A 15,567-nucleotide genomic window follows, 5' to 3' on the forward strand; every position below is an offset into this window, starting at 1 on the left:
GCCGAGGCGCCAGCGGGCGGCGCGGTAGGCGCGCCAGCCGGAGCGCAGGCTGCGCCGGGCGCTGGCCAGGGCATCCCGATGCCCCTGGGCGACCAGGCGCAGGATCTCGACCGCGCCCGCGGTGGGATCCACCACGAGACGGCTGATCGCGAACCGGGACCGGACGGGCTGATGCAGCCGGTAGCCGATCTCGCAGGCGGAGCAGAACCCGGCGGCGGCGACGACGCTGCGCACCGACGGGCAGTGATATCCGAACGGGTAGGAGAAGCTGTCCGGGCTGCGGCCGGTGTTCTCCTCGATGGCGCGCCGGCTGGCGGTCACGTCGTAGCGGGCGAGCGCGGTGGGCACGACGTCCAGCTCGAGGTGGCGATGGCCGTGCGAGCCCAGCTCGACCCCTTCGCCGGCCAGGGCGGCGAGATCGGGCCAGTCCAGCAGCGGCAGGTTGCGCTCGCTGTATTCGTCGAGCCAGGAGGCGCGCCGCCCGGCGTAGGCGGTGGGGACGTACAGGGTGGCGCCGGCACCGACGGTCTGCAGGGCGGGCAGTGCGGTGGTGACGAAGTCCTCGAAGCCGTCATCGAAGGTGATGGCCACCTGGCGGCGTTCGGGATGGGCCAGCGCATCGGTCAGGCCGGTGAGGTGATAGCCGTTCGCGGCCAGCGCGCCGAGCTGCTCGGCGAACGCGCCCGGCGGGACCTCCCAGCGCCGGAAGTCGGCGCTCACCGAATCGCCCACGCTGTGGTACATGAGGACGGGAAGCGGGGTCGCAAGCGTGGGCTCGGCCAGGCCGGTGTCGGCTCCGGGCAGCGCGGTCGCCATGGTGGTCACCGTCGCTTCCTGCCCGCCACGACGGCAGCTATGCGCAGATTGGGCCGGTCATTTCCGCGTATATGCCGGTGCGTACAGAACTGGGGGTACACAGACCGGACTCCCTCCGCGACGATGGTGCTCAATCGTGGACGACCAGGTGACACGGACGCACTTCCCACAAGCTTCCCATAAGGGTTCCCATCAGGCGCCGCAGCGCGCGAACCGGACGGAGCCAGCGAAGTTTAAACATCCAACGGTGCGCGAACTACTCCGGGACTCTACACGCGCATACCGGGCGTGCCAATGGTCTCGACCGGTCCGCCCGGTGCGCCCCGACGGGATCCCCGAACCGCCCACCCACAGGGGCCGGACACCCGCGTGCCGCAGTAGAACCCGACTGTCCGGAATTCCGCCGGATGGCGGCGACAGATACGTCCCCGAACCGCGAAAGCGGTTAATTCACGACCAATTCGCCGAGGAATGGTGGCGCCCGCCCCGCGGCTCCGACGGGAAATCACCCGGCCGACCTCCCGGGGTGGCCGGGCGCCGGGCGGGCGGGGCGCCGGGCACGATCACCCCTGGCTCTCCGCCGAACGCCGCCAGCGGATCTCGGCGTCGATGAACGCGTCGAGCTCGCCGTCGAGAACTCCGCCGGTGTTGGAGGTCTCGGTGTCGGTGCGCAGGTCCTTGACCAGCTGGTAGGGGTGCAGCACGTAGTTGCGGATCTGCGAGCCGAAGGAGACGTCCTGCGGGCCGCCGGTGATCCGGGCCTTTTCCGCGGCTTCTTCCGCCCGGCGCCGCTCGAGCAGCTTCGCCTGCAGGACGATCATCGCTGCCGCCTTGTTCTGCAGCTGGCTGCGTTCGTTCTGGCAGGTGACCACGATCCCGGTCGCGAGATGGGTGATCCGGACCGCGGAGTCGGTCGTGTTGACCCCCTGGCCACCCGGGCCGGAAGATCGGAAGATGTCGATCCGCAGTTCTTTGTCATCGATATCGACATGGTCGGACAGCTCGACGACCGGAGTGACCTCGACGCCGGCAAAAGACGTCTGCCGGCGGTTCTGGTTGTCGAACGGGGAGATGCGCACCAGCCGGTGCACGCCGTGCTCGCTGCGCAGCGTCCCGTAGGCGTAGGGCGCCTTGATCTGGAAGGTCGCCGACTTCAGGCCGGCCTCCTCCGCCTCGGAGGTGTCGAAGACCTCGGTGGCGTAGCCGTGCCGCTCCGCCCAGCGCAGGTACATCCGCAGCAGCATCGCCGTCCAGTCCGCGGCGTCCACGCCGCCGGCACCGGCGGAGAGCTGGACGATCGCGTCCCGCTCGTCGTACTCGCCGGACAACAGCGTGCGCACCTCGAGGGCGGAGACGTCCGTGGTGAGCGCGGGCAGGTCGCCAGCGGCCTCGGCAAGCAGGTCGTCATCACCGAGGTCGACGGCGGCGACAAGGTCGTCCAGGCGGCTGCGCAGCCCCTCCACCCGGGCCAGATCGCCCTTCGTGGAGGACAGTTTGCGGGTGACCGCCTGCGCCCGATCCTGGTCCGACCACAGATCCGGGTCAGCCGCCTGCTGCTCGAGCTCCTCGGCGCGACGGCGCAACGCATCCAGGTCGAGCACGGACTCGATGCCACTGAGCGTGGCATCGAGCTGTTTGATCTCCTCGGACAGGTCGGCGGCCATGCCAGTCACCTTACCGGGACCATCGCACACCTACCGAAGGCCTGATCTTGCAGCCCTGACGTGTCCCACCCGGCCACGGCCCCCGCCACCGTCAGCCGCCCTCCACGGGCCGCCGGTCACCGGGCCGCCGGTCACCGGTCACCTGTCGCCGGTCGCCGGTCGCCGGTCGCCCAGCTCACCCCGGGACCCATCGTCGCCGCCACCCGGCCGCCCGACGCGGCCACGGCGCCACCGCCGGCCAGTGGTGGCCAGTGGTGAAAGAACACGCACGTGAAACATGCAACGCCCTGACGACACCGTGACGAAACATGAAACGACGCACCGGGAGAATTTCGGCCAACCGAAGCCCGCGCCACGGACAATCGACTACGCAACTACCCTGCCCGTCCACGCGAAGCGGTCGGCGCCCCGGCGCCCAGCGCATTCCATGAAGAGATCTGGTTCACAGGGCCGGCCGCGACGAACACCCGCATATGAAGTACAAAAAGGATATCTTCAGTCGCGAACCTCGGCGCCGAATTCGCGCGTGTGTTCGCTGCTCCGCGTGGGACGCAAGGGAGGCTGCCATGGCAACCAGCACCTGCCCTCCGATCGGCCGGGCCGCCGCGTTAGCCCCGGTGGCCGCACGTCGGGCCGCACAGCCGGCCCCTACCGGTCACCGTCCGCAGTTTTCGCGCTGCGCCGTGACAGCTCCCACCGAGCCGCGAAGGATGCCGTCGTGTCCCACCCGATTCCTGGATCAGGATCAGATCGAAGAGCAGTTCTGCTCGCCACCGGTCTCGCGGTGGGCACCATGAGCATGGATGCCAGCCACACCGGCCATGGACCGCACGGCACCGGACCAACTGGCTACGGGCCGCCCGATTCCGGTCCCGCCGGCCACGAACTCGTCGACCGCGAACTCGTCGACCACGAACTCGTCGGCCAGGCGGACGAGCGTCCCGCCGCGCTGCACGACTCCTGCGCCGCCGCGCTCGACGCGGCCGTCGGCGCCTACGAGACGACCGAACTCGCCGCGACCGCCGCCGCACTCGTCGAACTGGAGCACGCGACCCGGGCGGTGCCCAGTCGACACCGCCTGCGCGGTCGCGCCGCCCTGGACTGGATGCGCCTGCACGCGGCGGTCATGACGGCCGCCGCCACCACCGCCTATGACCGGGGCCGCCACGCCGACGCCGCCGTACGCGCCGACCGGGCTGCGGCCCTCGCCCGGGCCGCCGGCGACGGTCCGCTCGCCGCCCGGGCCCTGGCCCTGCGGGCCCGGATGGTCCGTCCGCACAGCCCGGCGGTGGCCCTGCAGATCGCCGGGGTCGCCGCCCGGATCTCCGGGCTCAGCGCCACCCGCGCGCTGATCGCCGGCAAGGTCGTCACCAGCGCCTACGCCGCCACCGGCGACGCGGCCGGCGTCCGCGAGGGCGTCGCCCGTGCCTGGCAGACGATGGAACGTCTCGACGACACCGCCTTCGGCACCCCCGGCTTCGCCCTGGAGACCTACTCCCCCGCCGATCTCGCGCTCGCCTGCGCCGAGGCACTCACCACCGTCGGCGCCGCCGACGAGGCCACCCCCCACCTGGAACGCGCCGCGGCCCTGGTCGGCGGCTCCGGCCAGACCGGGATGGTCGTCTCGGTCCGGATGGCCCAGGCCCGCGCGGCGCTGGCCCGCGAGTTCCCCGACCGGGACGAGGCCGCCGACCACGCCGAACAGGCCGTGAGTCTGTCCGCGCAGCGCCCGGCCGAATGGCTCGCCCGCCTCGTCCGGGACGTCTCCACCCTGTCCGAACAGCGCACCGGCGAAGGCCTCGACGACCTCGTCGACGCCACCACCTGCTGGCTGCACCGCGACCCCGATCCCGACCCTCGGGCCGCCGCCACCCTCGCCACCCGCTTCGGCCTCGGCAGCGGTCCGGCCACCGCCACGATCACCGGTTTCTCCACCGCCGCCACCGCCTTCTCCACTGCCACCAGCGGTGCCCGCCCCTCCACCGCCCCTGTCACCGCCGGCCCTTCCGACGCCGACAACGACCGTGGTCAGGGCGTCATGGTGCGCCGGGCCGGCGGACCACCGACTGTGCCTGGGCCCCGGCCCGGACCGTGACCGGCCCGATCCCCAGCATCCCCACCACCGGCAGGTCGACCGTCCGCGTGCCCTCCACCTGCACCGTCGTCGCATCGACAAGGTCCGCGGCCAGGGATGTGCGCCCGCTCGGGTCGGCCTGTCGCTGGTACTGCTGGACGGTCGCGTCGATATCGTTCAGCGGCAGCCGATCCAGCGAGCCCGTAGCCGTGTAGACGGCGTTCTCGTCGATCTGCTGCGCCGCGGCCAGCGCCGCGCCGTCCGCCGCCGACGCCACCGACCGCCGCGCCAGATACACCGCCGACACGTCGGTCACCACCACGACGAGCATCGCCGCCACCATCAGATAACCCAGGGTCAGGATCAGAATCGTCCCGCCGTCCGATGGCTGCGGATGTGCCGTCCGTCCACTCCACGGCCATGTACGCAGGTCAGGCATGCGATTCCCCTCTCCCGAACCGCGGCGCCCGGCAGGACGCCACCCGACGTCCCACGAGCACGCCAGGCGAACACGGCGCCCCCAAGCGAAACACCCACCAGAATCATCGCATCCCGGAAGAATCGATCGGACCGTGCGGCCGGAGGATCGATCTCGAATGTGAAGGGTTGTCCAAGGAATCGCACCCTGTTTTCCCGGACCGAAGCCAGAAGCCGGCCGGGCGGGCGGGCGGGTCAGCCGCGCAGGGCGCGGTAGGTGGCGGCGGCGGCGGGGTGCAGGGGAAGCGGTTCGGTGTTGATGAGATTGCCGACGTCGAGGTACTGGGTGCCACGAGCCTGGGACGGGACGAGCTGGCCGGCGTGTTCGACGAGGACGCGGACGGTGTCGCGGACCACCGAGTCGTCCGTGTGCGTGCCGGTGACCAGCAGGTTCGGCACGCCTACGGTGCGCACGGAGCCGACGGCGCGGTAGATGCCGGCGGGCAGGGCGATCTCGTTGTAGTACCGGCCGTAGCGCGCCCGCAGCGCGGGGACGTAGCTGCCGAGGTCGAGCAGGCGGATACCCCAGGCGCGGTCGGCCTCGGCGAGCACCGCGGTCGGCACGCCGCCGGACCACAGCATCGCGTCGATCATGTTGTCGCGCAGGGCACTGACGGCGTCGGTGAGGGCCAGGTGGCGGTACTGACCGAGTTGCACACCGGCGGTGGCGAACAGTCGCTCGCCGAACAGCGCCGCGCCGGAGCCGTTGGCACCGAGTGACACCGCCCGGCCGGCCAGATCGGTGAGCGTCCGCACCGGGCTGTCGGCACGAACGACAAGCTGCATGTAGTTCTCGTAGACCCGCCCGAGCGCATACAGCGTCATCGGACGACCGCCGAAGGCCGGGGCGCCGGTGCGGGCGGCGTCCAGGGAGTCGGTGAGGGCGAGTCCGAGGTCGGCGGTGCCGGCGGCCACAGCCCGGATGTTCTGCACACTGCCGAGTGTCGGGATGACCCGGGCGTCCAGCAGCGGGCGGAGCAGGTTCGCGAACTCGATGTAGAACCCGTCCGGTTCGCCGGCCGCGATCGAGATCGTGTGGTCGGACCGTCCGCAGGCCGCGGTGAGCCCCCCGGTCACGAGGCTGGCCGCGCCAAGCGCGCCCCCGAGCAGCACCTTTCGCCGCGAGACGGTCATGTCGCCGGTCCCCGCGTTCCGTCCGAGCCCGGTGCCGGGTCGTGGTCGGGCGCCCCGTCGGCCGCGGTCGATCGAGGCGGCCGGCCGTTCTCGTCCCGGCTGCCGTCACGTCCGGTTGGGACGTCCGCCTCCGGCGTGGCGGAGAGGCCCGTGCGCGACGCCGTGCGCCCGTCTGGACCCGCGGCCGTCCCGTCTCGACGGGACGGGACATCGGCCTCGGGGGTGAGCGCCACTCCCGCCCGCGCCGCGCCGGACCTGCCGGCGCCCTGCGGGTCGGCCGGGTCGGGGCGCCCGGCGGCCGGACGCGGAAAACCGGAGGCACCGGGACGCGAGGAGTCAGGAGCGAGCGGACCCGGGGAATCGGGCACAGGGGGACGCCGGATGCCGACGGTGTCGGGAGTCGGGATGCCGGGGCGCTGGGCGGCGGGGCGCTGGCTGGCGGGGCGCTGGGTGGCCGTATGCGGGGTGGACCGCGCCGGGGTGGCCTCGGCGGGACGGGCAGGGGTGCTCGTCTCGCGGATGGTGCGACGGTGGGCGCGGCGGCGGCGCATGCCGGGTAGCAGGACCGTGGGGGTGGTGTCGGCACGGATCGAGTCGGCCAGGTTCAGCCGGTCGGCGGATCCGTCGGAGCCGGAGGTCGTCGAGGGGGGGCGCGGGACTGGTCGGGGGCCGGCCGGCAGATCGACGTCGACGGCCAGGCCGTGCGGCGACACCCGGGAGAGGATGAGGCGTCCGCCGTGGTTGGTGGTCAGCCGTTCGGCGATCGCGAGACCGAGGCCGGAGCCGGTGGCGATCTCCGGGTCATCCGGGCGGCCGCCGGGAGCGACGTCCGCGTGGGCAGGTGACCGGCCACGGCGGAAACGTTCGGTCAGGTGCGGGAGTTCCGACTCGGGGACGCCGGGGCCGTTGTCGGTGACGGTGATCCGGCCGCGGGCGGCGGGCCAGCGGGCGCCGACGGTCACGGTCACGGTGCTGCGCGGGGCGTACTTGATGGCGTTGTCGATCAGCACGTCCACGATCTGCTCCAGGTCGGTGTCCGTGCAGCGCAGGGGGATGGGCCCGGGCGGGGTGCGGTCGACGAGCACGACGCCGCGGGCGCGGGCGGCGGTCGTCCAGAACTCGATCCGGTCGCGGGTGATGGTGGCCGCGTCGCAGGTCACGTCGGGCGGGGGGTGCGCGGCGAGTTCGGTGGCGGCGGCGTCGGCGACGGCGAGGGCGCGCATGCCGTCGAGCAGCACCTGCAGCCGACCGGCCTCGGCGACCATGGACGTGTAGGTGCCGCGGGCGTCGGCGGGCAGCCGGTCGGCGAGGGTGTCCATCCGCAGCCGCATCGCCATCAGCGGGTTGCGCAGCTGGTGGGAGGTGTCGTCGATGAGGGCACGCTGGCGTCGGGCGGACTCGGTGACCGCGTCCGCCATCCGGTTGAACGACGTGAGCAGCGTACGCACCTCGGACGGCCCCTGCTGCGGGGGGACATAGGCGCTGTGCACGCCCTTGCCGACGGCGCGCAGGCCGTGTTCGAGCTGGGTGATGGGGCGCAGCACCCAGCGCACGAGCAGCAGGATCAGCGTGGCGAACAGGGCGGCGACGGCGAGCACGCCGAACAGGACGTGCTCCCAGACCCGTCCGACGTCGCTGGCGGCCTGGTCCCGGCTGCTCAGCAGCAGCACCGCGCCGGACACCTCGATGCCGTTGCCGACGGGACGCGCGAACACCACCCGGCCGCCTGACCAGGGCCGCAGGTCGGGCAGGCTGGCCTGACGCTGGTTGCGCAGCGCCGCGTCGATCGCCCGGGCCACCTCGGGGCCGTCCAGCAGGTCGCCGCGGCGCACGATCGGATGGCCGGCCGCGTCGACGACGGCGACGGCGTCACCGTACAGATCGGCGTGCGCGTCGATCTCCGGTTCGAGCTGGTCCGAACCGGTCACGGCGAGCTCGGCGAACCGGTTCATGTCGGCGGTGCGCCGGCTGACGAACCGGTCGGTGCGTTCGGCGGCGGTGGTGTAGAGCAACGGGACGGCGAAGGCCGCCAGCGCCGCGAGCCCGGCCGCGATGAGCACGATCAGCAGCCGTCGACGCACCTCAGTCGCCCAGCCGGTAACCGAAGCCGCGGATGTTGTGCAGCGGGCTCGGCCGGCCAAGCTTCTTGCGCAGCTTCGACAGGTGGACGTCGAAGGTCCGCGACACGGCGACGTACGCGTCGCCCCACACCTCGTCGAGCAGCTGCTCACGGCTGACGGCCGTGCCCGCCTTACGGGCCAGTACCGCGAGGATCTCGAACTCGATCCGGGTCAGCACCACCTCCTCACCGGCGACCGTGACCAGGTGGGTGTCCAGGTCGATGTCGATGCCGCCGACCCGCACCCGGCTGATCGCCGGAATCCCCTCGTCGCGCTGGGCGCGGCGCAGCACCGCCTCCATCCGGGCCAGCAGTTCGTCCATCCGGACCGGTTTGAGCAGGTAGTCGTCGGCACCGAGCCGCAGGCCGCGGACGATGTCGCGCTCGTCGGTGCCCGACGCCGTCAGGACCAGAATCGGGGTGGCGGCCAGCCGGCGCAGCCGGCGCAGTACCTCCAGCCCGCTGATGTCGGGCAGCCCCAGATCCAGCAGCAGCAGATCCGCACCACGGTGCCGCAACAATGCGTCGGCCCCACGGGTCACCCATTCGACCGGATGGCCGCGGGAGTCCAGCACGTCCTTGATCGCCCCACCCACGCCGTGGTCGTCCTCGACCAGCAACACACGCATTGACGCCTCGATCCTCCAGCCACGGCAACCGCCGCGGAAGCCCCTCCACTCCTGGATACGTGCGTCAGGGGCCGGACCAGCGGGCGAAAGCCCGGCGGGGGAGAACGCCCACTGGTCACCGCCACGTTGTGGCTACCGCTTCTTCGCATTCCCTGGGCCCCACCGAAAGATCCGACAGCCCGACCCCAGCCCACTCCACACCCACTACAAGCAAAAGATCGCGGCGAACAGCCACAGTGCGTGGCCGGAGCGGCAACCGCGACGCCGTCCGCAGCCGTCCGCGACGACCCGCACACCCCCCATCGCTCACCGGGTACGAGCACGCGAACGAGCCCGACCGAGGAGGACGCACAACCTTCCCGCCCAGCAAGGAGTCTGGGCAGCCAGCAGTCCGATCAGCGGTTCTGGGCGGCGGGAAGGTGCGGGACGCGCCAGAGCCGGATCGTGCCGTCCCGGCTGCCGGTGGCGAGCAGGCGACCGTCCGGCGCGAAGGCCACCGCCTGCACAAAGTCGGAGTGGCCGGTCAGCGGACCACCGAGGGGCCGAGGGACCGACCGGTCGCTGAGATCCCACAGCCGCACCGTGTTGTCGAAGCTGCCACTGGCCAGCAGCCTGCCGTTCGGAGCGAAGGCCAGCGACCACACCGAGCTGCTGTGGCCGCGCAACGGTGGACCGAGCGGGTGCGGCGCACTCGGATCGGTCATGTCCCACAACCGGATGGTGGTGTCCTTGCTACCGGTGGCCAGGGTACGCAGGTCCGGCGACATCGCCAGGCCGTAGACGGGGCCCGAGTGCCCGGTTGGCAGGTCGCCGATCCGGCTGGGCTCGGGCTCGGTGGTCATCCACCACACCCTGACCCGCTGGTTGTTCCCGTCGCTGCTCGAGCTGATCAGGTAGGCGCCGAGCGGATCGACGGTCTGGCGTACCCAGTCAACCGGCGAGCTGCCCGCGGACAGCCGGCTGAGCAGACGTGGACGACGCAGGTCGGTCACATCCCAGTAGCGGACGACTCCGTCCCTGGTTCCGTCGATCAGCCGCTGGCCGTCCGCGTTGAACGTGACCCAGCTCAGCGAGGCGGGGCTGCGCGGGAAACTCGCCGGCAGCAGAACCGGATGAGACGGATCATGCACATCCCACAGCTGTTCCGTGCCATCCCAGTTGGTGAGCGCGAGGACGCCGCCCTGCGGCGAGAGGGCGACGCCGAGCACCCCGGCGGTAGGCGGGGAGGTCGAGGCGAGAAAACGCGGATGCTCCGGGTCACGCACATCCCACAGCCGCACGGTGCCGTCCTTGCTACCGCTGGCCATCGTGTGGCCGTCCGGCGCGAACGCCAGCGCCGCCACCCAGTTCGTGTGGCCGGTCAGCGGACTGCCGACCGGCCGGACCGCCTGCGGCCCCGAACCGCCGCCCCGCTCGCCGGCTCCGAGCAGCAGCAGAACCCCCGTGACGACCAGCCCGACCGCCGCGGCAGAAGCCGCTCCACGGACCGCCCAGCGGCGGCTGATCCGGCGCCGCCGCGCCCTGGCGCCAGCCCGCCGCCGCGCGCCGACACCACCACCCGCCGCTGCTGCCGCCGCCGCCGCCGCATTGTCCATCCCACGTCCGGCCGGTGCCATCGGGGTCCGAGGTGGCGATGGCGATCCTGCTGGCGGTTTCGCTGATGCCGATCGCAGCCGCGCCGATGCCGACCGCGGCACCACTGGCGCCGGTGCCGGCCGTCCCGATTCCGACCCCAGCTCCGACCCCAGCCCCGACCCCAGCCCCGATCCCGGGTCCGGGCCTGGTGCCGACCGCCCCGCCGCCGACACCGGTGGTTGCGGCGGGTTGGCGGCGCCGGCACCACCCCGGACCGACTCCGAAGGTGGCTCGGGCGCCTCGCTCTTCGGCAGGGAGACCCAGTGCAGTCTGGACGGCCGCTCGGCGACTGCTCGAACGTCGTCCCGCAGCCTGATCGGTATCCCGGACCGGGCGATCCAGGCCGGACCGTAGGCGTCGGCGGCCGCCCGGGCCAAAGCGAGCGCGAAGACATGCGCCGAGTCCGGCCGATCCGCCGGATCGGCCGCCAGAGCCGCGAACACCACCTCCCCGACCGACGCCGGTACCTCGACCGGCAGTGGCCCGGGCATGATCGGCCGCGCGGCCGGCAACGGCTCGGGGGCCGACCACGGCGAAGACCGGCTCGGCGGGACCAGGCCGGGCTGCAGCAGGCTCGGTGACGGCAACCCCGCCGCACGGGTCTCGGCCTCAGCCAGACGGTCCGGACCACCCGGATGACCCGGATAGCCGGTCAGCAGGTTGTGCAGCACCATAGCGAGCCCGTACAGGTCGGTGGCAGGGCCGATGCGACCGCCGGCCACCTGCTCAGGCGCCATGAACAGTGGTGTGCCCACCACCGCGCTCGCAGTGACCGGCGTGGCGCCGACGAGCTTCGCGATGCCGAAGTCGACCACCTTCAACAGACCGGACGCGTCGAACATGACGTTGTCCGGCTTGATGTCGCGGTGTAGCACGCCCTTGCCATGTGCGCAGCTCAGAGCATCCGCGACGGCCAGCCCGACGGCACAGACCCCGTCCGGGCCAAGCTCCGCCCCGCGCTCGGCAAGCGTGCCCCCGGCCAGCCGCTCCATCACGATCAGCCGCAGCCCCTCGGCCTCCCGGTAGTCGAACACCCGCACGATGTGCGGATGGTCGAGCCCGGCGAGAATGCGGGCCTCCGCGGAGGCCGCGGCCTCGGACCTCGAGTTGCTGCCCGCAGCCAGCACCTTGATGGCCACATCACGCTGCAGACTGGTCTGCCAGCCCGCGAGCACGAGTCCGAAGCCACCCGAGCCGATCTGGTCGCCCAGTTCGTAGCCGGGTAGCGCCGCCGCGATCTGCGCCCGATCAACCAGCACAACAGCCACCCGAACAGAAGTGACGCACGCGGACAAACGCCGCTGTTGTGCCTTTTCCTCCCAGCACAAGCGGTGAGTCTACGGTGCCCCGACCGCCTTCCTATCCGGTGGCAGTCGACACCGGAGACACCGACCGCGCAGGAGCGAGCCGACGAGCGGTTGCCACCTGCCCTGAACAGCGAGAAGCCACGTCAGCAGACCGCATCTGCGGCACCCGCAGCACCATGGCGGACGCGCGCTGCGCCTGCGCCTGCGCCTGCGCCTGCGCCACAGCACTCGCCGCCCGCCACCGCTGCTGCCACTCGTCCACATCGCCGCCGCAGGCACGGACGTAGGCGCTGGCCACCTCCCAGCGCGGCAACGCCCGGCCGTCCGCCGCGCGGGCAAGATGCGCCGGCGAGAAATGGGCGGCCTTCGCCAGCTGCCGATAAGGGATCGCCCCGGCCTGCTGGCGCAGTTCGCGCAGCGCTGCCGCGAAGTCGCGGACCGGGCCGGGCACGGTGGAAAGCGGACGCTCCGGTCGAGCCATGCTCATCTCCTTGGCGCGTACCCGGCCAGCCACCCCCCGTAGACAGCTGTCCCCTGTATCCCGACCACGCGTCGCACCGATTTTATCCGCACGGACGCCCGTTCCACACCAGAACCCTGGCGTGCGCCATCCCCGGACAGCCCAGAACCCGGCACACCGTTGCCTCCGCCCCTCCAACGCTCTTCGCTTCCGATCGGCCCGATGTTCCGGCGGCGGGCACCACGACCGGCCCCGGCGCCGCGGCCGAGACCGGCTACCAAGCCGCCGTTGACGCGACAAACCGCGACCACAGGACTCCCGACTCGATCCCATGGCCATGGCCATGGCGCGCTGGCGCGGAGACAGCCCGAACAGCCCCACCGCGGATCCCTTCCGCTCGGATCCGATCGCGGACTGACCCGAGGCCTCGACCGCATCTCCCCAAGACACCTCGACCGCATCTTGCCGAGGCTTAGTGAAGAAACGAGGTCCTGGATCCTTCACTAAGCCTCGGCAGGATCGGCGAACACAGAAGTCCTCGACGATGTGGTCGTCGGGAGCAGGCCGCCGACCTTCAGGCGACAGACCCTGGTCCGGCTGTCTACACCGCCCGGTTCCGGTGGGTCGTTCCTCTTGTTCCCTCAGCTCCGGACGGCGTGCGGACAGGCCCGTCGTACGGACGGGCCGACGAAGAGGGGTGAGCGTGCATACCGAGCTGTACACGACGATGGCGCAGGTACTGTCGGCCTTACTTCTGACGCCAATGTAGGAATCGACTTACCTGGTCCCGACGGCACGGGCGGAAGCCGGCTTGAAACCGGACGGACGTAAACCCTCGCGATCACGGACCGAGGCGGGACACTTGCTATGCCCGGATCCACCGCCAGCCATTGTTTTCCGCGCAGATGGTCGCCACACCGTTGCCGGCGATGCCGCTCACACCGTGATCGGAGTTGGCGCAGTACTGACCCGCCTGGTAACAGTTTCCGGCCTTGGAGCGAGGACGGCAGGCCGGGGCCGCGGCTGTCTGTGGTGGCGGGTTGTTCACAGGCGCGGCAGCGGCAGCCGGTGCCGGCGCTTGAGCCGGAGGTGCCGCCGCCTGAGCCGGTGCCGCACCTTGAGCCGGAGGTCCCGCCGCCTGAACCGGAGGTGCCGCCGACTGAGCCGGAGGTGCAGCGCGGGTCGCAGGTGTAGGCGCTGCCGCGGCCACCGTCCGGTTCTGGGCAACCGGACGCTGCGTCGGTACAGCATGCCCTGGCGGAGCAACGGCAGACGGGACCGTGACCGCCACGGTCGCGACCGGCAACGGCGTGAGTGACGGGCTCGAAGCGAGTGACGTACCGTCCGTCGGCGAGGCGCTCACCGGCTGGAACGCCGGGCTCGGGGACACGCTGGTCGCCGCCGCAAGCGGCGCCACAGCGGCCCCCGCCACCGTGGCATCTGCCGGCTTCTTCGGCGACGGAACCAGCAGTCCGACAACCACCAGCAGCGCGACGGACAGGGCCACTCCGACGGCGATCCGGCGTCCGGTCAGCCGGCGCACGAAACCGATCATCCGTTGATCCAACGTAGCCATCAGCCGGTCGTAGCCAGAACGGCCCGACGGCGGACGCATCTCCCCCATGTTTCCCCCCGTATTCAGCTTGGACCCGGGAGAGTACTCGACGGCTCGCGGTGATCGGCACACGCCCCATGTACCCAGCCGGTCGCCGAACGGTGGGACCGACCGGCCGGCCACCTAACAACGGAATGCACCTGCACTACGCTTAGACCAGGCACCCGTACGTCAACACCCAGCCGGAGGTTCACGCTCATCGAACTGCTGACCGCCGATGATCTGGAACGCCTTGAGGATGCCATCGCGATCCTGCGTGATGCACCGATGATGTGTCGGCTGGCGGAGTCGGATGCCGGACCTGCACATGGCGAGATCATGAGGGAGGTCGGGCTTGCCAGGGATTCACGACCCAGGATACGATCTTCAAAGTGAGCCATACCCCGGATTTACCCAGCCCGGCCATCGATCTCATACCGGGCAACGTGGAGTTCTTCGCCGTCGCCATGGAAAGCAAGAACCTGACGGTCATCCTCGATCGGATACACGCGCAACCGGCGGGATTCGAGTTCGATCTTTATGCCCTCGGGCTGCCAGTCCTCCACGTTTTTTCGCCGCACCAGCACGCGGCCCGCATTTCAGCCAGGGCGCAGAACGAGCTTCGATCAGAAGCAAGCTCAATGCCAGCGCACCCGGCACTACGGTGCGAGATCAAAATGCCTGGTCTCGCCGCGGGGACGACATTTCCCCGCGTCCGCGTTCCCTGGTGCCGATCCTCGCTGGGCGAGACTACCGCTGGTATCTGGGTGCGCCCGCTGCCGCCGACCGGGGATGCTATCTGTTTGCTGACCTTTGACGGGCTGACCGGTACCGCTGTACTTCCCGGCCAGGCACTGCGCGAAGCGGCCGCCACGGCCAGACCGGTTGGCGCACCGGAGCGGAGATTCCCATGATCCTTGCCTACGGCCCGTCTGGAGCGAACCGGGAACGCCCGGTAACCCGGAACGACGGCGATCTCGCGACGATGACACCTGCACCGTTGATCCCGGCAGGCATCGCCTTCCAGACCGTGGTGGCCGAGAGCGCTGGCGCCGCCGTCGTGCTGGGCGGCCTGCGGGTGTGGCCGCACATGTTTGATTTTCGACTGCTGGTCCTCGGTATCGGGGCGATATTTCCCTCGACGCGCGAGGAGGTCGCGGCACTTCGCGCTACCGGGACGCTCGAGCAGATGCTGGAGATGTACCGACCTGAGCCGGAGGCGGCGATCGAGATCGTCGAGTGTTCGGTCACGCTGCCAGCGCTGCCCCCGATGCCTGGTCGGGCGCGACGGATGGGAGCGCGGGGGACCTTTGGACGATCACATGTCGACTACCGGGTCACCGCGTTGCCCGTTGTGGGCGATGTGGTGGTGGAGGTCAGCATGCCCGGGCTGACCGGTGCGGTGGTGGTTCCCGGCGACGACCTGCGCGCCGCTGCCATGCGCGCGCGTCCGCCGGGAACACCGGTGCAAGGCTGAAGACCAACGCCGAACGTCGCCATTCAGCAGACAGTCAGATCCAGATGCGGGTCGGCAGAGGAAACGATGCAGGTCAAGCGCGCGTCAGGCAGAACCGGCGAGGAAGGCATACGTGTCGGCACTCACCAACCAGCGGCCACATATACGGACGACTGTCACTCCCCGGCCGATCTGGTACCCC

At 71.1% G+C, this 15,567-nt stretch carries 12 protein-coding genes; 4 read left to right on the forward strand and 8 right to left on the reverse strand.

The window, feature by feature from the left end:
* Positions 1 to 816, reverse strand: an 816-nt coding sequence (locus ND747_RS24335; protein WP_285901058.1) for a polysaccharide deacetylase family protein, incomplete at its 3' end; no start/stop codon positions are given.
* A 563-nt stretch (positions 817 to 1,379) separates the two neighbouring features.
* The gene (gene prfB, locus ND747_RS24340) at positions 1,380 to 2,480 is read right to left on the reverse strand and encodes a peptide chain release factor 2 (protein ID WP_251736513.1); all 1,101 of its coding nucleotides are present in this window, start codon (positions 2,478 to 2,480) and stop codon (positions 1,380 to 1,382) included.
* A gap of 793 nt (positions 2,481 to 3,273) precedes the next feature.
* Between prfB and ND747_RS24345 the strand changes: the two genes are divergently transcribed.
* Positions 3,274 to 4,575: a hypothetical protein gene (locus tag ND747_RS24345; protein WP_251736514.1), complete on the forward strand. Its 1,302-nt coding sequence runs from the start codon at positions 3,274 to 3,276 to the stop codon at positions 4,573 to 4,575.
* Here the strand turns inward: ND747_RS24345 and ND747_RS24350 are convergent.
* From ND747_RS24350 to ND747_RS24375, 6 genes are all read right to left on the reverse strand, one after another.
* Positions 4,517 to 4,993 (reverse strand): pilus assembly protein TadG-related protein, encoded by a 477-nt coding sequence (locus ND747_RS24350; protein WP_251736515.1) that lies wholly within the window; start codon positions 4,991 to 4,993, stop codon positions 4,517 to 4,519. The genes ND747_RS24345 and ND747_RS24350 overlap by 59 nt on opposite strands.
* Positions 4,994 to 5,226: 233 nt before the next feature.
* Complete coding sequence (locus ND747_RS24355; RefSeq protein ID WP_251736516.1) at positions 5,227 to 6,165, reverse strand: TAXI family TRAP transporter solute-binding subunit; 939 nt, start codon at positions 6,163 to 6,165, stop codon at positions 5,227 to 5,229.
* Positions 6,162 to 8,246 (reverse strand): ATP-binding protein, encoded by a 2,085-nt coding sequence (locus ND747_RS24360; protein WP_251736517.1) that lies wholly within the window; start codon positions 8,244 to 8,246, stop codon positions 6,162 to 6,164. Before ND747_RS24360 ends, ND747_RS24355 begins: the two co-directional genes overlap by 4 nt.
* A 1-nt stretch (position 8,247) precedes the next feature.
* Positions 8,248 to 8,913, reverse strand: a complete 666-nt coding sequence (locus tag ND747_RS24365; RefSeq protein WP_251736518.1) for a response regulator transcription factor — start codon at positions 8,911 to 8,913, stop codon at positions 8,248 to 8,250.
* Between the two features lie 395 nt (positions 8,914 to 9,308).
* Positions 9,309 to 11,807 (reverse strand): serine/threonine-protein kinase, encoded by a 2,499-nt coding sequence (locus ND747_RS24370; RefSeq protein WP_251736519.1) that lies wholly within the window; start codon positions 11,805 to 11,807, stop codon positions 9,309 to 9,311.
* Positions 11,808 to 11,907: 100 nt separating this feature from the next.
* On the reverse strand, positions 11,908 to 12,336 hold the full coding sequence (locus ND747_RS24375) for a helix-turn-helix transcriptional regulator (protein ID WP_251736520.1): 429 nt from the start codon (positions 12,334 to 12,336) through the stop codon (positions 11,908 to 11,910).
* Between the two features lie 1,259 nt (positions 12,337 to 13,595).
* Between ND747_RS24375 and ND747_RS24380 the strand changes: the two genes are divergently transcribed.
* The 3 genes from ND747_RS24380 to ND747_RS24390 all read left to right on the forward strand — a co-directional run bounded on the left by ND747_RS24380 (position 13,596) and on the right by ND747_RS24390 (position 15,386).
* Positions 13,596 to 13,877, forward strand: a complete 282-nt coding sequence (locus ND747_RS24380) for a hypothetical protein (protein ID WP_251736521.1) — start codon at positions 13,596 to 13,598, stop codon at positions 13,875 to 13,877.
* Between the two features lie 424 nt (positions 13,878 to 14,301).
* Positions 14,302 to 14,823 carry a hypothetical protein gene (locus ND747_RS24385; protein WP_251736522.1) on the forward strand — a complete coding sequence of 174 codons (522 nt, stop codon included), beginning with the start codon at positions 14,302 to 14,304 and terminating at the stop codon, positions 14,821 to 14,823.
* A complete protein-coding gene (locus ND747_RS24390; protein WP_251736523.1) occupies positions 14,820 to 15,386 on the forward strand; it encodes a hypothetical protein in 567 nt (188 codons plus the stop codon). The genes ND747_RS24385 and ND747_RS24390 overlap by 4 nt, the downstream gene beginning before the upstream one ends.
* Positions 15,387 to 15,567: the final 181 nt, after the last annotated feature.

The organism is Frankia sp. R82 (genome assembly GCF_023716925.1).
Classification (GTDB): domain Bacteria; phylum Actinomycetota; class Actinomycetes; order Frankiales; family Frankiaceae; genus Frankia.